We start from the raw sequence: 23,622 nt of genomic DNA, 5'->3' as shown, positions 1-23,622 counted from the left end.
AAAATAGAAAAAGGTGAGATCAGAAGGCAGTTTAAAATCAGAAACAAAAGCAAATTTTAGCAATTAAAAGGATTGTAACCTATATCATGGAAATGAAAAAAGTCCTGACCGTCATATTAATCGTTGCGCTGGTTCTGACCGGACTCAGAATTTATCTGCCGTATTGGGTTACCGGCTATGTGAACAGAGTTCTGGATGACGTTCCCGGATACCACGGATCGATTGAAGATGTAGACCTGCACTTGTTCCGGGGCGCATACCAAATTGAGGGATTGAATATGGTTAAAACCGGCGAGGATATTCCCGTTCCTTTTCTGGATATTCCCCTGATTGACCTTTCCGTGCAATGGAGTGCCCTATTCAGGGGAAAAATTGTGGGTGAAATCAAATTGTTCGAACCGGAATTAAATTTCGCGGCAGGCAGTACAGGTTCTCAGACCGGATCAGAAGCCGATTGGACGACACCAATCAAGGAATTAATGCCGTTACAGATTAACCGGTTTCTTATCGAAGACGGCGTAATCACCTACAAAGACTTTGGATCCAATCCTGAAGTTGACCTTCGTCTGGACAGTCTTCAGATGGAAGCCACCAATCTCCGGAATGTGGAAGGACGAAAAGGCACATTGCCATCTTCCATAACACTCACCGCTAAATCTATCGGTCGTGGGTTTCTGGATATTTCTTGTGATGCAAACATCGTGAAAGACGTTCCTGATTTTGATCTCTCTGCTAAATTTGAGGGAGTTCAAATGACCGCCCTTAACGATTTTACCGAAGCATATGCCAAGCTGGATTTTGAAGGAGGAACCTTCAACCTGTACACTGAAATGGCCGCTTCTGATGGAATCCTTGAGGGGTATGTAAAACCCGTCATGACCGATCTGAAAGTCTTTGATCTCAAAGAAGATTCAAAGGAACCTTTAAGGGCTTTGTGGGAAGGGATTGCCGGATTTATAACTACGATTTTCAAAAATCAACGAAGAGATCAATTTGCCACACAAGTTCCTTTTGAAGGAGACCTGAATAATCCCGACACTAAAATCTGGCCGACCATCGGAGGAATTCTCAGGAATGCGTTCATCAAAGGTTTTTCTAAAGACGTTGAAAACTCCGTCTCTTTTGATGAAATCGTCAATTCATCAGAATAAACCATTTAATCATCTATTCTGATTCTGATCCGATTCGTGCTCTCTTCGGATATCTTCCACCAAACGTCGGGCTGATGGGTCCTGTTGTTTCCTCAAATGGTTGATGGTCGAATCAACATCTTCTTTTTTGTATCCCTGGTGAAGTTTTGCAATGGCTTCAATTTTAAAAGGCTCAGCCCAAAACCCGGTGATGTGTGGAATCAAACCTTTCACCATTTTATCAGGGATTTCATCATAGTACAGAGGAGAGTCCTGTTCCTGCTCAAATCTTCTAACTAATTTTTTAAGTGACTCTTCTAAATCATTGCCGGATTGAATTTTAAGACGAACATTAACATGAACGGCAGAATAATCCCATGTACTCACCCCTTTTCGTTTATACCATGAAGATGAAACATAAGCCTGTGCACCGTGAAAAATGAGCAATGCTTCCCGGCCATTTTCCAGGTACTTGATCTGTTCGTTATACTCGTTTGAAATGTGACTGAAGAGGCGAAAATTCTTCGGGTCTCCGTCTGCAAGTACCGGAATGTGAGTGGCAAGAAGCCGGTCTCCATTCAGAACAAATGTTGCAAACGGATGGGCATTGATAAATTCATAGACATATTCAGGATCATTTTTTACATACTTGTCCTTTTGATACATAAGAGCCTGTTAAAAATTTTAGCAACAATTCAGTGAGAATGAAACGACTCTAAATTAGAAAAAATCATCTTGCAAGAAACATATGAATATTCTTTCCAAACATCTGTGAATTAAGTCCTGAACTGCCTATTTTAAGCTGATTAGAGAATCTGATTTATGACTTTCATGCGAAGATCGTTTATAGTGTTGTTTCTTGGCTTTCTGTTTGCTGCCTCATCATGTTCCAAATTTTTGGGTACATATGACGGACCAGAGATCGTTTCACATGGATTTGTAAAAGGCATTACCCCTTCCAATACCCAGCTTTTTAATGATCGGTTATACCCCACGGTTCAGGCAAACTGGAACGGCCCGGGTGGAGATAAAGTTTGGCTCGCCGTCAATCTTGGTGCAAGTACGGAACCATCAACTTCTGTGGATGACAATCCCGGTGCAGCCGGTTGGTTTTTCCAATTCAATAGCAAACAGGGGTACTATCACAATGGCACGACACTGACTCCCCAATGGAAAATTATTTCAATTAATGAAGATACCAACTGGGAACCTGCCAATGATCCGTGTACACTGCTTCTTGGTCTTGGCTGGAGAATACCTACCGTTGTGGAGTTACGGGCCTTCAGGGAAGCACCGGTTAGTCAGGGAGGAATGGGCGAAGGAAACCGAACGTCAGCTTTTAATTCTACACTTAATTTACATACGGCTGGAAGACTTCAATCGTTAAATGGTCATTTGATTGACCGTGGAATCAGGGGAAATTACTGGGCTTCTGATCAGTTTTCCAATTCAAGTGGCGAAGTGTTAGGATTTGCTGAAGCCAGCAGTACCTTTGCCGGCAATAAAGCATTCGGACGATCTGTACGCTGCATTAAAGATTAAATAAGTAGGCTTTCATTATCACTGCAACTTTACTTCGTTGTTGCTTTTCTATGATTTTTGCATTTACATATAGAATATCGCTCTGAAAATGAATTCATTCTAATGAAAAAAAACGCCAAAAAAGTAGCAAGGAAACTTCAAAGCGCATTTATTCAGAGACCTGCCAAGCGCACACATCGTAAACCGCCGGGACAGAAACCCGGTACCGCGATTTATACCGGTATCCAGAGAATGGACGAAGTCATTATGACGGTTCATGATTTTGATGAACAGCATTATGACAAAATTCCGATCAAAAAAATTGAAACGTCTGAGCCCTTTTTGCAGTCAGAATCTAAAACGTGGATTCAAATCCAGGGCCTTCATGATGTGGAGAAATTGCGAAGTGTCTGGGATTATTTCGAACTTCATCCATTGATCCAGGAAGACATTGTAAACATGTCTCAGCGTCCGAAGATTGAGCATTATTCGGATTCGGTGTTTATCGTAATGAGAATGATCACTCATAAAGATAACGGATCGGAATCTCAGGATCTCGAAACAGAACAAGTAAGTATTGTTCTGGGGAAAAATTATGTCCTCTCTTTCCAGGAAAGCGACACTCCTGTTTTTGATCCGATTATTAAACGCCTTGAAATGGAGAATACCCGGCTCCGGAAACTCGATGCAGATTATTTGGCTTACGCTCTCACAGATACCATTGTGGATCATTATTATCACGCACTCGACCTGATCGGGGAAACACTTGAGGATCTCGAAGAACTTGTAATTTCGGAACCGGATGAAAAACACCTTCAAAAAATTCACGCCATGCGGCGCGATCTTATCTATTTCAGAAAATCCGTCTGGTCTCTCAGAGATGGACTGAATTCTCTGATCAGAGATGAATCACCACTAATTTCTGAAGAGGTGAAGGTTTTTATCCGGGATGTGTACGATCATCTTGTCCAGGTGATCGACAGTATTGAAACCAGCCGGGAAATGGTTTTCGGACTTTATGATATGTACATGTCCGGACTGAGTAACCGAATGAACGAAGTAATGAAAGTTCTGACGATTATAGCCACGATATTTATTCCGCTTACGTTTATTGCCGGAATTTATGGAATGAATTTCAACCCGGAAGCAAGTCCCTGGAATATGCCCGAACTAAGTTGGTACTACGGCTATCCAGCATCGCTGGCCATTATGGTGGTTTTAACAATCCTGATGATTTTTTATTTCCGGCGAAAAGGATGGCTTTAAGACTGCATTGTATTTTATTTCTGAATATATTCCACTTAATCAAAAATTATCATCTTAACACACCTATCCAATACCATAACACACTGTAATGGATGTACAAAATCTTGTACGTGAACAGGTAACTATTCGATTTGCCGGTGACTCTGGCGATGGCATGCAACTCACCGGTTCCCTGTTTACGAACACAACTGCACTCGAAGGAAATGATTTACGAACCTTGCCCGAATTTCCGGCCGAAATTCGCGCCCCAGCAGGAACCGTTCCCGGGGTTTCATCCTTTCAGCTCCATTTTGGGAGCAGGGAAATCCTCACACCCGGCGATGCTTGTGATGTTTTAGTTGCTATGAATTCAGCCGCCCTCAAAGCGAACCTTTCTCTTTTGAAAAGAGGCGGAACAGTTATTGTAAATACTTCCGGCTTTGATAAAAAAAATCTAAACCTTGCCAAATACGGTGAAGAAAACAATCCGCTGGAAGATGGTACTCTCAGTGAATACACCGTTTATGAAATTGACATCACCAAGCTGACCAAGGAGAGCCTTTCGGATACGGGCCTCTCTTACAAAGACGTTGAGCGGGCTAAAAACATGTTTGTTCTGGGGCTACTCTACTGGATGTACAACCGGCCGCTGGAATCAACGGTCTCTTTCCTGGAGAATAAGTTTAAGAATAATCCGGAAATCGCTTCAGCCAATGTTAAAGTGTTGAAAGAAGGTTATCACTTCGGTGAAACGGCAGAAATATTTTCAGAAAAATATACCGTTCACAAAGCGTCAATCGGACCGGGTGAATATCGAAGTATCACCGGAAATAAAGCTTCTGTACTGGGATTGGTTGCAGCGACAAGACAGGCAAATCTGCCACTCTTTTTTGGCTCCTATCCTATTACACCTGCTTCAGATGTTCTTCATGAACTCTCCAAGTTAAAAAACTTTGGAGTAACTACGTTCCAGGCTGAAGATGAAATTGCTGCCGTATCGTCTGCAATCGGCGCAGCTTTTGGGGGTAACCTCGGTGTCACAAGCTCTTCTGGTCCGGGAATAGCTTTAAAAGGAGAAGCCATAGGGCTGGCCGTAATGCTGGAATTACCATTGGTGATTCTGAATGTTCAGCGTGCCGGTCCATCAACTGGTATGCCTACAAAAACGGAACAGTCTGATTTATTGCAAGCTATGTATGGCCGAAATGGAGAAAGTCCTGCAATTGTAGTAGCACCTTCAACTCCGGCCGATTGTTTTGATGCCGCTTTTGAAGCCTGCCGACTCGCACTGGAACACATGGTTCCCGTCTTTTTCCTTTCGGATGGGTATCTTGCCAATGGCTCAGAGCCGTGGAAATTTCCTCAGCAAAAAGATCTGAAACCAATTGAAGTTACATTCGAGCCGCCCCGAAATGGCGAAGATGCTCAGCCTTTTATGCCTTACAGGCGTGATGACCGTCTCGTTAGAAAATGGGCGATTCCCGGAACCAAGGGAATTGAACATCGGGTTGGTGGACTTGAAAAAGAAGATCTGAGCGGAAATGTTTCTTACGATCCGGAGAATCATCAAAAAATGACTCTTATCAGGCAGGAAAAAGTAGATAAAGCCGCCGATAACATTCCGCTTCAAAAAGTTGACAGTGGTAATGATTCGGGAGATATCCTTGTTCTTGGCTGGGGTTCAACCTACGGATCTATCAGAACAGCTTTGAGAGAACTGCGAAATGAAGGGCTGGACATCTCTCATGCACATATTAAGTATCTGAATCCATTTCCAAAAAATCTTGAAGAACTGATTTCGGGATTCAACACGATCCTGGTTCCGGAAATGAATAGCGGTCAATTAGTTCGTTTGATTCGCGACAAATTTATGGTTCCTGCCATTGGAATTAGCAAGGTTAAAGGCCGGCCATTTTTTGTTGATGAATTAATAAGAAAAATTAAAGACGCTATTTCTTCCAAATCAAACGGAGAAGCATAATGTCACTTGTTACACAAATTGATAAGCATTTAAAAAACGGAAACAGTGAACCTGAAAATATTTCTTACAGCAGTAAGGACTTTTCTTCCGATCAGGATGTACGTTGGTGCCCCGGTTGTGGTGATTACACCATTTTAAAACAGGTACAAAATACCATGCCCGAAATTGGCGTGGACAAGAAAGATATTGTATTTATCTCCGGGATAGGTTGTGCGGCCCGGTTCCCCTATTACATGGATACATTTGGAATGCATTCCATTCACGGAAGAGCTCCTGCAATTGCTACCGGTTTAAAAGTATCGCGGCCAGAATTAAGTGTTTGGATAATCACAGGTGATGGCGACTCTTTATCTATCGGAGCCAATCATTTCATCCAATTACTTCGAAGAAATGTAAATGTTAATCTTCTTCTTTTTAACAACCAGATTTATGGCCTGACGAAAGGACAATATTCCCCAACTTCACCTGAAGGATCTGTCTTTAAATCTACTCCATATGGATCCATTGATCATCCGTTCAACCCACTTTCTTTGAGTTTGGGAGCAGATGGAACGTTTGTTGCCAGAGCCATGGATAGAGATCCTCGTCACCTTCAGCAAATGCTGCAACGTGCAAGCCAGCACAGAGGTACTTCAATGTTGGAAATTTATCAGAATTGCATCGTTTTTAATGATGGCGCATTCGAATTATTTACGGATAAAAAATCCCGCCCGCGGGAAGCGATTTATCTTGAAAATGGAGAACCTCTTATTTTTGGAAAAGAGAGTGAAAAGGGAATTCGCCTTGATGGATTAAAGCCTGAAATCGTGTCTCTTGAGGATGGTGAATATTCCCGGGACGATCTCTGGATTCATGATGAAACGGATACTACAAAAGCTCATTTGCTGTCACGTTTCTTTGATCAGCCTCGCGATGAGACGGAGTCTCACTTTCCACGGCCTTTTGGTGTTCTTTTTGCCGTTGACCGTCCATGCTATGATGGAGGTGTAAATGCGCAGGTGAATGAAGTGATTGAACGTAAAGGCGTTGGAGATCTGGATGAGCTTCTTCGAGGACCTGAAACGTGGACTGTAGGATAATTATAACATGAGATTCTGAATTAAATTCAGAATCTCATTTTCCACTCTTATTTATAAAGATCGTCCGAGTTGGGCAAGTTCATATGTATTTATAAGAAGCTGCTCGTGTCTCTTCAGGTCATCTGTTGTTAATTTCTTGCTGATCTTGATATATAAAATATCCAGAATCGTATCCAAAAGATGTCTCTCCTCTCTCAAAAAAGGTTGCTTTAAATCCACATTTTCATCACTCAGATACACTACCTCAATAGAAAGTGGTCCATTCCGAATTTTTTGGTTTTCTGAGACGAGTTTAATCTCACTTTCCTCATAATTACTGGTTTGATATTCTTCACCGTTGTACCGGATACAGGCTCCCGTAACAGATGGGAATTGGAATCCGATGGGAATGTGCATTAAAGATCGCTGAAGAAGCTGAGAGATAGTGAATTCCTGTTCGTCCAAACTGGTGATATTCCACAGGCATTTCTGCTCTTTCATTCTTCTTTTTTCGTTCTCGAGTGCATGATCTCGTTGAAGTTCCACCTCTTTTTCTTCTGAAATATCAATCATCAAACCATCCAGCCAAACCGGAACTCCGTTCTCTTCTTTGATTGTAACAAGATCCCGAATCCAGACGATATCGCCATCAGAATTGATCATTCTGTATTCAATGGTATGATTCCCCCCTTCTTTAATCGCTTTTTCAACTTTTGCACTTGCCTTTTTCCGGTCTTTCGGATGAATATGTTCAATCCAAAAATAGTGATTGTTAAACCAATCGGATTCCGCATAACCCAGAATATTCACCGTCTGGGGACTCACATAAATGTATTCAAACGTATTCAAATCCACCTCGCGGACAATTCCATTAATCGACTGCACAATAGATCGAAACCTGTACTCGCTTGCCTTTAATTTTTGCTCTGTATTTGAATAATGTCGGCTGCGGTTAATCTCTCTCCGAATAACAAACTGAAGTTGCTTAAGATTACTCTTTAAAACGTAATCCGTGGCGCCATTCAAAACCAAGGTATCTACTGTGGCATCTTCCCATTCCAGGTCAGAAACAAAAATAAACGGTATATGCAGATCCCGTTCGCGTACATAAAAAAGAGCATCAACCCCCTTGTAATCCGAGAGCTTAAAATCACATATGATAATATCATAGTAACTGAGCTTGTAACTATCTTTCAGTTTATCATACGATTCGATTACATCGATCTTGCAATCTCCATACAAGTCGATTAATTCATTGTAAATGATTTTTCTATCCTTTTCGGAATCTTCGATGAGACATATTCTAATTTGATTCATCATATTTGCTCATTAGAAATTGTGTGAATAACGACCAGATACAATTTGCTAAACCCTTTGAAAGAACTGGCCCAAAAAATTACCTCCACGTATTGCCAACCAATATTTATTTGGAATCATCTCCCCGACAGATTTCCAAATTGTAGTTTATGAAGGCGAACAGCTTTACTTGTTATTTTTAATATACTCAATATTAATTTTCTTTAACATTAATTTTTTTAAGACATGCCTATCTGTAACTATTTAAATAATAAAAGTTTGATGACCAAAATCATTGAGATGCAAGTAATTATCAAATTCATCGTAATTCTTTTGCGCGCAGATAAGCGGATGAATGGGTTCATTGCATTTTCTTCTCTTCTATTATTCTATGGATGATTAGACAAGAGCAGTAAAAAAATAGCAGATAGTGTTACACTAATTTCCCAATAAAAAAACCCTTGCCTAACAAGTAGACAAGGGTTTTAAATCAATTGTGGAGATGGCGGGAGTTGAACCCGCGTCCGAGAAGGTAAATCGTCAAGCATCTACATGCTTAGCTATTGATTAAGGTTTCGGATGAAGCAATGCTCAATAGCAAAGCAACTCCATCCTATTCTGTATTAAGTTCTCCTTCCACGCAACAGACATGCGCTTGGGAAAAGCCAGTTTTATCGGCGCTCGCGATGGGTCCTACTGGCAAGTACCCAAAGGAACGGACTCGTCAGTTTATGCTGCGAGTCTGTAAGAGTAATTGTTGTCAATTACATTATTCCATGATGAATGTTTAACGAGATTCATCGGTCAATCTCGGCATGCAGCCTGCAATTGTACTCAACCCGTCGAATCCGGTACATCCCCAAAATTTCAATGAACAATAAATCGGTTTAAAACTTCTTTTCCCGATTCACAGTTAATATAACGTTTTTTTAGCGGGAATCGTATTCTGGATCATTATTAAAGTTCTGCGTATCTGAATATCTTCAAAACTATTTTATTACCATTTAATTCAGTGATTTAATATTCATTTCACCGGAATTTCCTGATAACTTTTTAAGTTCAAGAGACGTGTAATTGACAAACTCAAAACACTCAAAAATTATTTCTTTGAAGTTAAAACTGCTGCTGTTCATCTCATTGGCTCTCATTCCGTTTTTTAAGGCAATGGCTCAGGATAATGCCTCGGTTAACGGATTTATCACCGATAGCCAGACCGGAGAAACTCTTTTAATGGCCAATATTGCCCTGATGGAAATCAATCGCGGCACATCTTCCAATACATCTGGATATTACACGATCACAAATATTCCTCCGGGAAATTATACCCTTGCCGCCAGTTATATCGGTTTCAGAAGATTTGAGGCAGAAATTGAATTGGAAGCCGGTAAAAGCTTACGATTTGATATAGAACTGATTCCGGAAGGTGTTGAAATGGAGGCGATCTATGTTGAATCGGAAGCGGAACGTGAAGAACTCCGGAATATCGGAACTGCCCAGGTTGATATCGAACTCATTAAAGAACTTCCTTCAGTAATTCAACCGGATGTTTTTCGTTCTATTCAGCTTCTTCCCGGAGTGAAAGCAGCTTCTGATTTTTCCAGCGGTTTGTACATTCGTGGCGGAAGCCCCGATCAAACCTTGATTCTCCTGGATGAAACAACTGTATATAATCCTTCCCACTTTTTTGGTTTTTTCTCCACATTTAATCCCGATGCGGTGAAAGATGTTCGTTTATATAAAGGCGGATATCCTTCTGAATTTGGCGGACGAATCGGTTCTGTTTTAACCATTTTCAACAAAGATGGAAACCGAAATGAAACCAGTGGAGCCGTCAGTCTGGGTCTGCTCTCATCAAGAGCTTCAATTGAAGGTCCGTACAGCAAAGGTTCATGGATGCTGGCTGTTCGCAGATCTACACTGGAACCTTTGTTGGCCGTACTCAGGCAAAGCGTGGATAACGTTCCGGATAAATTCTATTTCTACGATATCAACGGAAAACTGAATTTTGATGCAACTCCAAATGACCGTCTTTCTCTGGCCTTCTATTCCGGGAATGATAATGTCTCGTTCCCGTTCCAGGAAGATGGAAGCATTCTTCTTAAATATGGAAATCAGACCGTTACCGCTCAGTGGAGGCGTATCTTCACAGAGAAGCTTTTTGGTACATTCACGGCAACCGGATCCAGATACTTTAATCAACCGGAATTTGATATTGCCGGCACGCCTTTTGAAAGAGATAATGAAATCTATGATTTTTCTTTAAAGGCTGACCTGGAATATTTGCCCAATGAGAAACACACGTTTAAAGCAGGTATTTGGGCCGGAAATCTGAACCTGAGTTTCAGAGACCGTTTTGACAATATGGATACGTTTAATGAACGAATTGAATCCCAATACTTATCTGCTTTTTTTCAGAATGAATGGCGTCCATCCAATCAGTGGAAATTTACGGGAGGAATACGGTTAAATTCGTTCTCGGAAGGAGATTATCTGAGATTAGAACCAAGGCTTTCCACAGAATTTCGCCCCATTCAGAAAATCCGTTTTCAGGCTGCTTATGGCCGATATTATCAATACCTGACCCTTATCACAAACGAAGCATTTTCTGGTTTTGATCTGTGGCTGACCTCCGATGAAGGAATTTCACCGGCTTATGGCGACCAATTTGTAATAGGTGCTAAAACAGTTCCTTTCGAAGGATATGGATTTGATGTTGAAATTTACTACCGAACAATGCGAGATCTTTTTGAACTGGATCCCTTTCTGAATGATGCGGCTGGCCAGGAATACTCCGAACTTTTCAGGGTCGGAAAAGGATATGCATACGGCCTGGAAGCTTTTTTTGAAAAACAGGTGGGACGGTTTAACGGCTTTGTGGGATATACTTACGGAGTCACCCGGAGAAAATTCCCCGGTTTTAATTCCCCGATTCTTGATGATCCCACACAGGCAAAATTTTATCCGCCAAAATATGACCGAACTCATGATGTAAATGTTACCGCCAGTTATCGATTGTCGGATCGATGGAGTCTTTCTGCCGTCTTTAATTATGCAACCGGCCAGGCATATACCGAACCTCTCGGCAGATATCAACTTTCAGATATTCCCTGGGATAACGGCGATCGGGATGTTTTTGTGGTGGGGAATGTGAATGCGGCACGCCTTCCCTCCTATCATCGGTTGGATTTGTCCTTCAGCAGACAGGGTACATTCTTTAACCTGGGTGAAGCCGAATGGCAGTTACAGATCATCAACGTTTATTCGCGTAGAAATATCTGGTTCTACAATTATGATTTTGATGAAAATCCTATTGAAAGACAAGACGTAACACTGCTGCCAATACTTCCCTCCATTTCATACACAGTAAATTTTTAGAATGATGAAATACTTGTCAATAATTCCGGTTCTTCTGTTTCTCATTGTTGGATGCGATCCTTATGAACAGGATACTTACCAGGAATACGTAGTGGTTGAAAGTTACGCAGTTGCGAATGATACTTTACCGGCAGTTAGAGTTTTTAAAACCAACCCGGCCGATGAGGTTTATATTCTGTCGGAATCCATACTTACGAATGCAAATGTACAGATCGTACTCTTGGATGAAAATGGAAATGAAGACGAGATTTTTGGTTACACCTACAATTCCCTCAAGAAAATCTACGAACCTGAAAATTTCATCCACCAGGTAATACCAAAAAGAACCTATCGCCTGGATGTATCTTTTGAGGACCGATCTGAGGTGATCCAGGCCACAACTACAGTTCCGGATGGTTTTAGTGTTATCAATGAAATTCCGGTTAGCCTAACCTATCAAGCCAATCAGTTGGAGCTTGTTCTTTCAGCTACTGAGAAAACTCAACCTCAGAATGTGTTTGTGTTCAGCGCCATAGCCCTTCATGCAAGTATTGATAATATGACTCCTTTTTACCGGGCAGCAATTGATGAAGATGATGTTGAATACACAGATTTTGAAATCAATTCTTCGGGGCTTATCAATGAAGGGAGCTTCGAAGAAAATTCAGATGGAACCATTACACTGCAATATCCATGGCTGGGCGTAGCTTTTTACGGTGAGACATTAATCGTAACTCAATCCGTAGACAAAAATCTGGTGGACTTGATTCGATCTCAACAGGTTCAGCTTGGAGGATCTACGTTATCACCCGGAGAGATACCAAACCTGATTTATCAAACGGATGGAGGAATAGGTATCTTCGGAAGTCTTTCATCCGACACCGTTTCAACAATATTCCTCCGTCCGTCCTAAAAAGAAACTCACTCTATTTTAGAGAAGCATACTCAGTGGATTTTCCAGAAGCTCGCGTAAGGTGCTCAGGAAATCCGCAGCTTTTGCTCCGTCTACAACTCTGTGATCACTGGAAAGTGTTACTTTCATTCGCTTGCCCGGAACCACTTCTCCATTTTTCACAACAGGTACGTCACGAATAGCTCCAACTGCAAGAATACAAACATTTGGCGGGTTGATAATGGCTGTGAATTCTTCAATTCCAAACATTCCGAGATTGCTCACGGTAAAGGTACTTCCTTCCATTTGTTCCGGTTGAAGTTTTCGGTCTCTGGCGAGTCCGGCCAATTCTCTGGTTTCGGATGAAATCTGTCGAAGGTTTTTCTTATCAGCATGTTTGATAACGGGAGTCATCAAACCCTCTTCAATTGCAACGGCAACAGCTACATTTACATCCCCATGTTGACGAATCACATCATCCATCCATGAAGAATTTACATAGGGATGTTTTCTGAGAGCAACCGCACATGCTTTCACTACGATATCGTTGAAACTGATTTTCACATCGCTGATTTCATTCAACCGAACACGGGCGTCCATTGCATTTTCCATGTCGATATCAATCGTTTCATAGAAATGCGGATTTGTAAATTTACTCTCAGAAAGGCGACGAGCTATTGTTTTTCTCATCTGGGAAATCTTGATATCCTGGCCTTCTTCAGATGCAAATGAAGGAGCCGAAGCTGCAGATGGTTTATAATCCTCAATATCTCGTTTAACAATTCGTCCTTCCGGGCCCGATCCCTCAACCTGGTTCAGATCAATTCCCTTGTCCTCTGCCATTTTACGCGCCAGAGGTGATGCTTTTATCCGTCCATTGTCGGATGAGGTTTGAGAAGGTTCTTCTTTTTTCTCTTCTTTCTGAGCCGATTCTTTCTTGTCGGATTTTTCCTCTTCTTCAACGTCAGCTTTTTCTGGTTCGGATCCGCCCGCAGCTCCATCGAGAATATCACTAATATCTTCTCCTTCTTCACCTACCACAGCCATAAGGCCTCCTAACGGAATGGCATCTCCTTCTTGTGCAAGAATTTTGAGGATCGTACCCTCATCAAACACCTCAACTTCCATCGTTGCCTTGTCGGTTTCCACCTCGGCAATAACATCTCCGGAACTTACCTTATCTCCTTCTTTTACATTCCACTTGGCGATAACCCCTTCTTCCATGGTATCGCTGAGTTTGGGCATCTCAATTTTTATGGCCATAATATCAGTTCGTTATTCAAATTTGGTTTAGAATCTATTAAATATCAGTAATTTTTTAATCGGTATGCTGTTTAACTACGATAGGTAACTGCATTTACAGCATCAATAACCTGTTTTGCATCTGGTAACCAAAGGTCGAAAAGTTTCTTGGAAAACGGAGCACTTACATCAGGTAAGGTCACTCTTCTAACAGGCGCATCAAGATAATCAAATGCCTCGCGCTGAATTAAGAATCCTGCCTCTGACGCCATTCCGCCAAAAGGATGAGCTTCATCCACAATTACACAACGATTAGTTTTTTTGACAGATTCAATAACCGTTTCTATATCAAACGGTTTGATTGTTCTTGGATCAATGATTTCAACTTCCACGCCATCTTTTTCCAACTGTGCGGCGGCCTGTTTCACAATATGATACATTTTACCGGAGGCGATAACAGTCACATCATCACCTTCACGTTTCACTTTGGCTTTTCCAATGGGAATGATGTAGTCCTCCTCTTCAGACACTTCGCCTTTAAGCCCATACATCTGCTCAGATTCCATGAAAATCACAGGGTCATTACTTCGAATTGCAGATTTTAGTAGTCCTTTGGCATCATCGGGTTCTGAAGGATAAATAACCGCCAACCCCGGAAACTGTGCATACATTGAATCATATGCCACGGAGTGGGTTGCCCCAAGCTGACCTGCGGAAGCATTCGGTCCCCGAAATACAATAGGAACACTTGCCTGTCCCCCTAACATGTATTTTACTTTGGATGCGTGGTTCAGAATTTGATCTGCAGCCAAGACTGCAAAGTTCCAGGTCATAAACTCTACAATGGGACGTAAACCATTCATGGCAGCCCCAACACCAATACCAGCAAAACCCAATTCTGAAATAGGCGTGTCAATAACTCTTTTTAAACCGTACTTATCAAGAAGGCCTTCCGTAACTTTATAAGCGCCATCATATTCGGCAACTTCTTCACCCATGATAAATATGCTATCATCCTGGGCCATTTCTTCATCAATTGCTTCACGGAGTGCTTCTCTAAATTGTAATTGGGCCATTCTTTAAATTCTTAATGATTATCGTTGGTTAGCTTTCGATTCGGTTGTTTACTGTCTATCGTGGAAATAAGGTGTACCGGTGAACATGTCTTCATAAAGAGCTTCCGGTTCAGGGAAGTCGGATTCTTCAGCAAAATCGATTGCATCCATCACCTCTTCTTCTACCTTATCTTGTATCTCATTTATCTTGTCTTCTTTGATGATTTTTTCATCCATGAGATAGGTTTTCATCCGTTCAATCGGATCAATTTTATGATATTCCTCAAGTTCCTCTTTGGTTCTATATTTACCAGGATCAGACATGGAATGTCCACGGTAACGATAGGTTCGTATCTCAACAAAATATGGCAGATTGTCCTTACGGACATCATCAGCAATCTCTTTCATATTCTCGTAAACGGTAAGAGTATCCATGCCATTAAATACGGCGCTTTTCATTCCATATCCTTTCGCTCTTTCATGAATTTCCCCAACCGTGTGGCGGCGGGCAGAAGTACCCATGGAATAACCGTTGTTTTCAACCACATAAATACATGGCAACTTCCATAGCTGACTCATATTCAGAGTCTCATGCAAAGAACCCTGGTCTACAGCACCATCACCCAGGAAACAAGCTGTTACGCGATTATTTTCCTGGTATTTGTTTGCGAATGCAATTCCACCCGCAATCGGGATGTGTCCGCCAACAATTCCGTATCCGCCCCAAAAATGATTCTCGGTTTTGGCGAAGTGCATGGATCCGCCTTTCCCTTTGGAGCAACCTGTTGCTTTTCCAAAAAGCTCGGCCATACCTTCTTTTGCAGATATGCCACGAACAAGTCCCCAGCCGTGATCCCGGTAGGCAGTAATAATATCGTCATCATCATTCAGGGCAAAAACAGTACCGGTCGAAACCGCTTCCTGCCCAATATATAAGTGAAGGAATCCACCAAATTTACCTTTCTGATACATTTGCATAGCACGTTCTTCAAAACGCCGTTGCAAATACATCATTTCGAACATCGTAACGAGGTCTTCATTCGAAAGACCTAAATCGTCATGTTTCTTTTTTGTAGCTTCCGGCAGATCTACCGCTTTGTCAATTTTTTTACCGTTATTTCTATTTTTCAGGCCCACAGGCGCAAAAAATGCTTCTTGTTTATTCTTCGCCATAACGTTCGTTAAAATGTCCTATTCAAATTTTGATTAGTTGCAAAATATACCCAAAATTTCAGAAGTTTACAGACTTGCTAACACAGGTTTTTACAAATTCTGTTCTTCGATCCACTCTTTAGCCGTCTCAAAAGCTTCGTTGGTTTTATCGGGGAAACGTCCTCCGGCAGTTGCAAGGTTTGGTTGACCTCCACCTCCACCACCGACTATTTTTCCTAATACAGACACCAAATTGCCAGCTTTCATTCCCTTTCCGATTAGATCATCTGTGATGGCTGCCAGTAAATAGACTTTGTTTTCTTCTTCATTCACGGTTGCCAAAACAATCACGCTACTCGTGTCAGATTTATTTAAGGCATCATAGCCCGACTGTTTCAGCCGATCCATAGAACCACCATCCAATTGACCCGTAAAGAGTTTTACACCATTTACTTCATCAGGTTGATCCAGAATCTCGTCCAGCCGTCCAGCTGCTTTTTGATGCTGAAGTTTTTTGAGTTCTTTTTCTAAAGCTTTTTTCTCATCAATCAAATGCTGAACACTTTGGGCCGGATCGGTTTGATCTCCAAGAAGCCCCTTAATGTCCTCCATCAATTTACGTTCTTCCCGCAATGTTTTGTCGGCACTTTTACCAACAACAGCTTCAACTCTTCGGATTCCTGCGGCTACAGAAGTTTCATGTGTAAACCGGAAATAACCGATTTTTCCAGTGGCATTCACATGAGTTCCTCCACAGAGTTCTACCGAATAATTCGGATCAAATGTAATCATCCGGACACGCTCGCCGTATTTTTCACCGAAAAGCATCATGGCTCCTCGTTTTTTGGCTTCCTCAATAGGAACAGACCTTTCTTCTTTAAGTGGGATATTTTCTTGTATTTTTTGATTGATGCGTTCTTCGACCTGTTCCAGCTCATCTTTGGAAACCGCTTCAAAGTGAGAAAAATCAAACCGAAGGCGATTGGGTTCTACAAGTGAACCTTTTTGAACTACATGTTTCCCCAATTTTTCCCGCAGTGCGGCATGCATCAAGTGTGTGGCCGAATGATGTTTCTCAATTTCCCAGCGCCGGTCAACATCAACTTTTGCAGTCCATGTTCCGCTCAAATCTTCCGGAAGCTGGTCAACATAATGAACGTGACCATCCAAAGTTTTTTGAACATCCAGGACTTTTATAACACTTCCATTTTTTTCTAAGAGCCCGGTGTCGGCAATCTGGCCACCCGATTCTGCATAAAACGGACTTCTGTTTAATAAAATCAGGTTTTCATCGTCATCAACGGCTGATGCTGTAATTTCTACCTCAGATTCAACCTCATCATATCCAATAAATTCGAACTCACCATCAGTAATTTGATTCCACTGAATATCACTTCCTCCGGTATGAGTAAACTTGCCGGCAGCCCGGGCCCGTTTTTTCTGCTCGTCCATCAACTGATTAAAACCGGAAACATCCACAGAAATTCCTTGCTCCCGGGCCATCAGTTGGGTTAAGTCAATCGGGAATCCGTACGTGTCATGAAGTTTAAAAGCATCATCACCCGAAAGTTTATCTGCTCCTTCAATCATCTCATTAAAAAGCTGAATTCCCTGGCCAAGTGTATTCAGGAAGCTTCGCTCTTCGGCTAATACAACATTTTGCACATATTCTTGCTGTGCATGGAGTTCAGGGAATACATTCTTAAACTCTTCAGCTAATACCGGAACCAGTTTCCCCATAAAGGGAGCGTCGAAACCAAGGCGGTCCCAGCCATATCGAACAGCTCGTCTTAAAATTCTTCGAATCACGTATCCCCGGCCTTCATTGGATGGAGAGGCTCCATCAGCTATAGAAAAACTAACGGCACGAATATGATCGGCAATTACTCTCATGGCGATATCAATCTCTTCATCATCACCATATGCTTTGCCGGAAAGTTCACTGATTTTGTCTAAAATCGGCTCAAAAATATCACTGTCGTAATTGGACTTCTTGCCTTGAAGAACTGCGCATAAACGCTCAAAACCCATTCCGGTATCCACATGCTGGGCGGGAAGTTTCTCGAGGGAACCGTCTTGCAAGCGATTGAACTGGATAAATACCAGATTCCAGATTTCCATTACACGCGGATCGTCCATATTTACGATCTCTGATCCGGGCTTTTTCTTTCGCTCTTCGTCCGGACGCAAATCAATGTGAATTTCCGAGCATGGTCCACATGGACCGGTGTCCCCCATTTCCCAGAAATTATCTTTCTTGCCAAATTTCAAAATATGATCGGGAGAAATGGACGTTTTGGATCTCCACAGTTCAATCGATTCTTCGTCCACCGGTAAACCTTCGTCTTCATCACCCCCGAAAACCGTTGCGTACAGACGGTCGGGTTCCATGCCCCAACGCTCTACAAGCAGTTCCCAGGCCCATTCGATGGCTTCCTCTTTGAAATAGTCGCCAAAGGACCAGTTCCCCAACATTTCGAAAAGCGTGTGATGATACGTATCGTGTCCAACTTCTTCCAGGTCATTATGCTTCCCGCTCACACGGATACATCGTTGAGTATTCGCCGCACGTTTCCACAGTTTCCCCTTCTCATTCAATCCGTCTTCTTCTCCAAGAAAAATTGGTTTGAACTGGTTCATCCCTGCATTGGTAAAAAGAAGTGTGGGATCGTCTTTCGGAACGACCGGCGCACTGTCCACAATCAGATGTTCTTTCTCTTCAAAAAATTCGAAAAATTCGTTTCTGATTTGTGCAGATGACTTTTTTGGCATAACGATATTGTAATGGGCGTAAGATTTATCCTCAAGCTTCATAAAATAAAAAATTTTAAACTTAACCTCACCCGATTTACCACGAAAAGATCAAAAGCCAAAAGAAGTTCTTCAGTTCAGGCTTTTGACGGGACAAGTTCTCTTCATATCGCATACACTTGTTCCGTATCTTTATTTATTATTTGCTCACAAATAAACCTGTACCCTATGAAACTGATATTTAACTACTTTTTTCGCGGCCTCCTTTTTGTGTTACCCACGTTTGCAACTTTCTACATCATTATTGTGATTGTTGACTGGGCCAACGCAACTCTGAATGCATTGCTATTTTCCTGGTTACCATTTCAAATTCCGGGGTTAGGCATTCTCAGCGCTTTTATTTTGATTGTATTGCTTGGCCTGGCGGTTTCATGGACTATTTCGAGGCCCATTTTTTCGTACTTCGAAAAGCTGATCTCAAAAACGCCTTTTGTAAAAATTATCTATACGGCGTTTAAAGATTTCACAGAAGCGTTTGTGGGAAATAAGAAAAAATTCAACAAACCGGTTGTTGTAAACCTTATGGAAGGAGTTGACCGAATCGGTTTCATCACGGAGGAAAGCCTTCAGCTCTTCCATGTTGAGAACAGGGTGGCTGTTTATTTTCCTCATTCCTATAACTTTTCAGGAAATTTATTTTTAGTCGATCCAGCCAAAGTTTCTCCGCTCAACGTCAATCCGGCCGATGCCATGAAATTTGCGGTCAGCGCCGGTGTCACACAAATTGAACAATAAATCTATTTTATGAACAAGTCTGAACTACGAGCCATTTTCCCTCACCTTGAAAAAGATCATACATATCTAAATCATGCGGCAATTTCTCCTCAATCGGATCGGGTTAAAGAAGCTTTAGAACGTTTCATTTCTGACCGTAACAGCGGAAATATTGACAACTTTGAAGAATGGATGAAAATAACTGAGGAAACCCGCGGGCTCATCGCTCAACTTATCAATACCGGTGGAACCGACCGAATCTCGTTTATGGGAAATACGTCCGATGCAATTTCGGTTGTAGCAGAAGGATTTGACTGGAATCCCGGAGATGAAATTATCCTCAATACAATGGAGTTCCCCGCCAACATTCAACCCTTTCGAATTCTTGAAAGAAAAGGTGTAAAACTGATTTATCTGGAACCGGATGACGAGGGAAAGGTTACAAGGGATATGATTGAAGATGCAATTACCTCAAAAACTAAATTCGTCTCCATCAGTGCTGTGCAATACCTGAATGGTTTCCGGGCTGATTTGAAATCCATCGGAGAAGTTTGCCAAAAAAATGACATCTATTTTATTGTGGATGGAATTCAGGCACTCGGAGCTATAGAGATTGATGTTGAAGCCTGCCAAATAGATGCACTTGCCACCGGCGGACATAAATGGCTGATGGGGCCGATGGGCATCGGATTTCTCTACCTTTCAGAGAAACTGGCGAATGATCTTACTCCGGCAAAAACCGGTTGGTTGTCTGTAGAAACTCCATGGGAACTTTCAAATTTCAACCAAGAGTGGCTGCCCATTTCCCAACACCTGGAAACAGGTACGTTCAATATGATGGGAATTGTCGGGTTCAATGCTTCACTTTCAAACCTGCTTGGAATTGGAAAAGAAGCTGTTGAAAAAGAAATTATGGAACTCACAGCTCATCTCTTCGCGAATGTATTGCCGATAAATGGTGTTCAAATCATTACACCGAAATCACCTGAGCATCATGCAGGTATTTTTACATTTTCGTTGCCAGAGAATAGCAATGCCGAAGAGGTCGTTCATCGGCTTCAAACAGAAAAAATGACGATTTCAGCGCGGGAAGGATTCGTTCGTATTTCACCTCATTATTATAACACCACGAATGAACTCGACCGCGTTTTAGATTCTATTTTTTAAGAATGAAAAGTTTGTTGAGAGATATCTGGGAATTGCTTGTAAACACAGTGAACAAAGCTGTTGAAGACGAGATTTTTACTTTCAGTGCAGCCATTGCTTTCTACACCATTTTTTCTTTCGCCCCACTTCTTATCCTGGTTCTTGCATTGGGAGGAATTTTCTTAAGCGAGCAAACCATCGTTGAGCAGGTACACTACTTTGCCGGAGGTTTCCTTGATGAAACCATGATCAACAACCTGAACCAATACCTGGTTCAGCGAAACCCGGAAGAGAGTGGGATTGTGACTACAGTCATTGCGATTATTGCCATTATATTTGGTGCCACGACTGTTGTCGGAGAATTAAAGATTGCTCTGAACAGAATCTGGAATGTGAAGGAAATCAGGATTAATTCAATCTGGAATTTTGTCTTTAACAGACTTCTTTCATTCGGGATGATTATCCTGTTAAGTCTTCTTTTAATTGCATCTCTTGTCACAGAGGCCGCACTTGGAACATTTGGCGGATGGCTTTTGAATTATTTACCCAATATCGGCCTGGATTACTATTTACTTGCCACACAAATCGGTACAATCATTATCGCTACCATTGCCTTTACGCTCATTTTTATGATTCTCCCGGACATTCACGCCAACTGGAAAAATGTTGCCGTTGGGGGCATGGTAACAACTATTTTATTTTTGATTGGCAAATACCTCATCGCATATTATTTCTCAACGAGTGGCATTGAAGCGGCCTATAAAGCTGCCGGTTCTCTTATTATTTTTGTGATATGGGTGTACTACAACATTCTCGTTGTTTTGGTAGGCGCCGTATTCACACAGGTCTACACTGAAAAATACGGTAAAGAGATTCTGCCCTATCGCTTTGCTTCACTTGAAGAGATTCCCAAAATTGGCCGAAAAAATTGAACTTAAAATCCTGTAGCCAAATCTCTTTAACTATAAGAAGCTACAATGGAAATTCCACGATCTCATCAAAGAAATCCGGAGCCGTCCCCATAGAATGAGAAGCCATTAAAATCAACGTATTCTGAGTTTTGGCATTATCCAATAAACCAAAGACAACTTCACGGGTAGAAGCATCCAAACCCCTCAATGGTTCATCCAGGATCAGCACTTTTGGTTTGATAATAAACGCCGCCGCAATCTGTGTCTTTTTTCTCATCCCTGTGGAATAAGTGCCGATTGGTTCGTCTCTTTCTACGAGCGACAGAGCGTCCAGTATATTGTTTATCTGATTATGGGAATCATCATTCCAAAGTGAACGGCTTCGCAGTATCCACTGAAGCAGTTCTGACGCACTCAGATGTTGAGGCAGGGATTCCTCATCATGAACCAGTCCAACGTTTTTTAAATACTGGTGCGGGGATTGATGAATATTCAAACCCTCAAACAAAACCTCGCCGGATGTGGGAAATGAGTTGACCGATAAAATTCTCAGAAAAGTTGTTTTTCCTGATCCGTTCGGGCCAATAAATCCAATTCTGCTGCCAGCTTCAAACTGTTTGGAAATCCCGTTGAAGATGGGCTTGCCCGGCTTATACTGCTTCGTTAACTCGTTGATTTCAAGCATTTCTACGTTTTCAAATCCTGCTTTAATTTCATGGTTCCAAAAAGAGAAGTAAAAAAAGCACTTCCCAAATATATCGTAATGACAATTGCCTGTTCATAAAATCCCGGCGTGGCAAAAATAAAATACTGAACATTCATACTAAGCAGTAAAGGCAAAAGCCAACGCAATTGCATCCAAAAACGGCTTAGAGTCCAAATGTGATTATTATCAACCCAACGCAAGATCCAGTGAGGTGCCATTTCTTGCTGGATGCTCATCAGGGTAAAAAGCTGGTGGAATATCCCAAATAGAATCCAAATGATTGTCAAAAATTGTGGCTCAGGCCGTTGATAGGCGATAAACCAAACTGCTACATGTCCCGCCGCTACTACGCGTCCTGCAGGAATTTTTCGATCAAGCTGAAGCAAAAATTGCCAAACATGCATCTTAATTCTGCCAGGAACCCACCAAAGTTGTTCAACTTCACGCTTCACGGTTAATTCCTCTCCCTTCAGGGTAACTCCAAAAAATTCGTGGAAAAAAGCATCCGTCAGATAAAAACTTCGGTCAACAGACGGCGTTCGTTTGAAGTAAAGAAACAAACCCATCAGAAGAATACTCATGTAAAAGAAACCTTCTGCAAAAAGTGAGATTTGCTGCTGCAAAATGGATCCGATAACCAAAGATGCGGCTCCAAGGGAAAAAACCAACATTGTGTTTAAAAGACTTGGAAGCGCACTCGGATCAATCTGATTGTATTTCAGGAAAAATGAAAAATGGTTCTGCCCCTCTCCTTTTTCAGCTTCCTTCCAAAATTGAGATGATTCGCCACTTTTAACATATCGAACCAGGGAGACGAGCAGAGCTCCGCAGAAAAGTGAAAGGCTGCTGAATGTGTACATAAACTTCTCAAGCAGTGATTCAAACGGTGTTTGCAAATCTCCAAAGTAGATGAATGCAATCAACAGGAATATTGGCCAGGAAAGATTCCAGACTTTTCCCAGTATATATTTTCTGATTGAAGCCCCGGAAAAGTTTCCCAATTGAATGGTGGAAATATTTCTGTCCGGGAACAAAATATAGGGCGTTATAAACGCAATCAGAGCTACCAGTGCAAACAGAAAATAGCGAACTGTAATTACCCGATCTTCAAAAGAGCTGTTGCCTGTCCATACCAATCCCAAAAGGATTACAAGAATAATAGCAGCGGCAACTCCAGTTTTTGAATATTCAGGTCGGATTGAAATTCTTTCCAAAAGGCTGAGTATAGATTTTATTTAAGCGTGCGAAATATAAGGTAAGATTCCACGAAATACATATCAGATAAATTACCAGAGAGCGGCTTTTGATCATAAAATCAGTAATAAGAAGAAGGCTTCTTTTTTATGATACATTTCAGATTTAAAAAACGCATATACCAATAGTATGATTTAAAACTGAGAAACAAAGA

The 23,622-nt window shown here is 41.7% G+C and carries 18 protein-coding genes and 1 other RNA gene; 10 read left to right on the top strand and 9 right to left on the bottom strand.

The window, feature by feature from the left end; genetic code table 11:
* Positions 1 to 92 precede the first annotated feature (92 nt).
* Complete coding sequence (locus L0B18_RS12225) at positions 93 to 1,151, top strand: DUF748 domain-containing protein (protein WP_234572065.1); 1,059 nt, start codon at positions 93 to 95, stop codon at positions 1,149 to 1,151.
* A gap of 9 nt (positions 1,152 to 1,160) precedes the next feature.
* Here the strand turns inward: L0B18_RS12225 and L0B18_RS12220 are convergent, their stop codons facing one another.
* Entirely contained in the window at positions 1,161 to 1,796 is a 636-nt protein-coding gene (locus L0B18_RS12220) for an FMN-binding negative transcriptional regulator (RefSeq protein ID WP_234572064.1), read from the bottom strand.
* Between the two features lie 156 nt (positions 1,797 to 1,952).
* On the opposite strand from L0B18_RS12220, the gene L0B18_RS12215 reads away from it, so the two are divergent.
* The 4 genes from L0B18_RS12215 (at position 1,953) to L0B18_RS12200 (ending at position 6,956) form a co-directional block, all read left to right on the top strand.
* Positions 1,953 to 2,672 (top strand): fibrobacter succinogenes major paralogous domain-containing protein, encoded by a 720-nt coding sequence (locus tag L0B18_RS12215; RefSeq protein ID WP_234572063.1) that lies wholly within the window; start codon positions 1,953 to 1,955, stop codon positions 2,670 to 2,672.
* A gap of 102 nt (positions 2,673 to 2,774) precedes the next feature.
* Entirely contained in the window at positions 2,775 to 3,917 is a 1,143-nt protein-coding gene (corA, locus tag L0B18_RS12210) for a magnesium/cobalt transporter CorA (protein WP_234572062.1), read from the top strand.
* An 88-nt stretch (positions 3,918 to 4,005) separates the two neighbouring features.
* A complete protein-coding gene (locus L0B18_RS12205; protein ID WP_234572061.1) occupies positions 4,006 to 5,877 on the top strand; it encodes a 2-oxoacid:acceptor oxidoreductase subunit alpha in 1,872 nt (623 codons plus the stop codon).
* The gene (locus L0B18_RS12200; RefSeq protein WP_234572060.1) at positions 5,877 to 6,956 is read left to right on the top strand and encodes a 2-oxoacid:ferredoxin oxidoreductase subunit beta; all 1,080 of its coding nucleotides are present in this window, start codon (positions 5,877 to 5,879) and stop codon (positions 6,954 to 6,956) included. The genes L0B18_RS12205 and L0B18_RS12200 overlap by 1 nt, the downstream gene beginning before the upstream one ends.
* 51 nt (positions 6,957 to 7,007) lie before the next feature.
* Here the strand turns inward: L0B18_RS12200 and L0B18_RS12195 are convergent, their stop codons facing one another.
* Entirely contained in the window at positions 7,008 to 8,255 is a 1,248-nt protein-coding gene (locus tag L0B18_RS12195) for a PAS domain-containing protein (RefSeq protein WP_234572059.1), read from the bottom strand.
* Between the two features lie 470 nt (positions 8,256 to 8,725).
* Positions 8,726 to 9,092: a transfer-messenger RNA gene (gene ssrA, locus L0B18_RS12190) on the bottom strand.
* 246 nt (positions 9,093 to 9,338) lie between these two features.
* On the opposite strand from ssrA, the gene L0B18_RS12185 reads away from it, so the two are divergent.
* A complete protein-coding gene (locus tag L0B18_RS12185; protein WP_234572058.1) occupies positions 9,339 to 11,606 on the top strand; it encodes a TonB-dependent receptor in 2,268 nt (755 codons plus the stop codon).
* A 1-nt stretch (position 11,607) separates the two neighbouring features.
* Complete coding sequence (locus L0B18_RS12180) at positions 11,608 to 12,498, top strand: DUF4249 family protein (RefSeq protein WP_234572057.1); 891 nt, start codon at positions 11,608 to 11,610, stop codon at positions 12,496 to 12,498.
* An 18-nt stretch (positions 12,499 to 12,516) separates the two neighbouring features.
* Here the strand turns inward: L0B18_RS12180 and L0B18_RS12175 are convergent, their stop codons facing one another.
* From L0B18_RS12175 to alaS, 4 genes are all read right to left on the bottom strand, one after another.
* Positions 12,517 to 13,740: a pyruvate dehydrogenase complex dihydrolipoamide acetyltransferase gene (locus L0B18_RS12175; RefSeq protein ID WP_234572056.1), complete on the bottom strand. Its 1,224-nt coding sequence runs from the start codon at positions 13,738 to 13,740 to the stop codon at positions 12,517 to 12,519.
* A gap of 71 nt (positions 13,741 to 13,811) precedes the next feature.
* Positions 13,812 to 14,795: a pyruvate dehydrogenase complex E1 component subunit beta gene (locus L0B18_RS12170; protein WP_234572055.1), complete on the bottom strand. Its 984-nt coding sequence runs from the start codon at positions 14,793 to 14,795 to the stop codon at positions 13,812 to 13,814.
* Positions 14,796 to 14,843: 48 nt separating this feature from the next.
* Positions 14,844 to 15,947, bottom strand: coding sequence for a pyruvate dehydrogenase (acetyl-transferring) E1 component subunit alpha (pdhA, locus tag L0B18_RS12165; protein ID WP_234572054.1), 1,104 nt, complete (start codon positions 15,945 to 15,947; stop codon positions 14,844 to 14,846).
* Between the two features lie 90 nt (positions 15,948 to 16,037).
* Positions 16,038 to 18,740 carry an alanine--tRNA ligase gene (alaS, locus tag L0B18_RS12160; RefSeq protein WP_234572053.1) on the bottom strand — a complete coding sequence of 901 codons (2,703 nt, stop codon included), beginning with the start codon at positions 18,738 to 18,740 and terminating at the stop codon, positions 16,038 to 16,040.
* Positions 18,741 to 18,905: 165 nt separating this feature from the next.
* On the opposite strand from alaS, the gene L0B18_RS12155 reads away from it, so the two are divergent.
* From L0B18_RS12155 to L0B18_RS12145, 3 genes are read left to right on the top strand one after another with little or no spacing between them, the layout of a single operon-like run.
* Positions 18,906 to 19,472 carry a DUF502 domain-containing protein gene (locus L0B18_RS12155; protein WP_234572052.1) on the top strand — a complete coding sequence of 189 codons (567 nt, stop codon included), beginning with the start codon at positions 18,906 to 18,908 and terminating at the stop codon, positions 19,470 to 19,472.
* Positions 19,473 to 19,481: 9 nt separating this feature from the next.
* A complete protein-coding gene (locus L0B18_RS12150) occupies positions 19,482 to 20,618 on the top strand; it encodes an aminotransferase class V-fold PLP-dependent enzyme (protein WP_234572051.1) in 1,137 nt (378 codons plus the stop codon).
* A gap of 2 nt (positions 20,619 to 20,620) precedes the next feature.
* Positions 20,621 to 21,529 carry a YihY/virulence factor BrkB family protein gene (locus L0B18_RS12145; RefSeq protein ID WP_234572050.1) on the top strand — a complete coding sequence of 303 codons (909 nt, stop codon included), beginning with the start codon at positions 20,621 to 20,623 and terminating at the stop codon, positions 21,527 to 21,529.
* A 40-nt stretch (positions 21,530 to 21,569) separates the two neighbouring features.
* Here L0B18_RS12145 and L0B18_RS12140 read toward each other — a convergent pair whose 3' ends face one another.
* Together L0B18_RS12140 and L0B18_RS12135 are read right to left on the bottom strand one after the other, a co-directional pair.
* On the bottom strand, positions 21,570 to 22,193 hold the full coding sequence (locus tag L0B18_RS12140) for an ATP-binding cassette domain-containing protein (RefSeq protein ID WP_234572049.1): 624 nt from the start codon (positions 22,191 to 22,193) through the stop codon (positions 21,570 to 21,572).
* A 2-nt stretch (positions 22,194 to 22,195) separates the two neighbouring features.
* Positions 22,196 to 23,428, bottom strand: a complete 1,233-nt coding sequence (locus tag L0B18_RS12135) for a hypothetical protein (RefSeq protein ID WP_234572048.1) — start codon at positions 23,426 to 23,428, stop codon at positions 22,196 to 22,198.
* Positions 23,429 to 23,622: the final 194 nt, after the last annotated feature.

Source organism: Rhodohalobacter sp. 614A, assembly GCF_021462415.1.
Classification (GTDB): domain Bacteria; phylum Bacteroidota; class Rhodothermia; order Balneolales; family Balneolaceae; genus Rhodohalobacter.
This window is presented reverse-complemented; position numbering and strand designations above follow the sequence as displayed.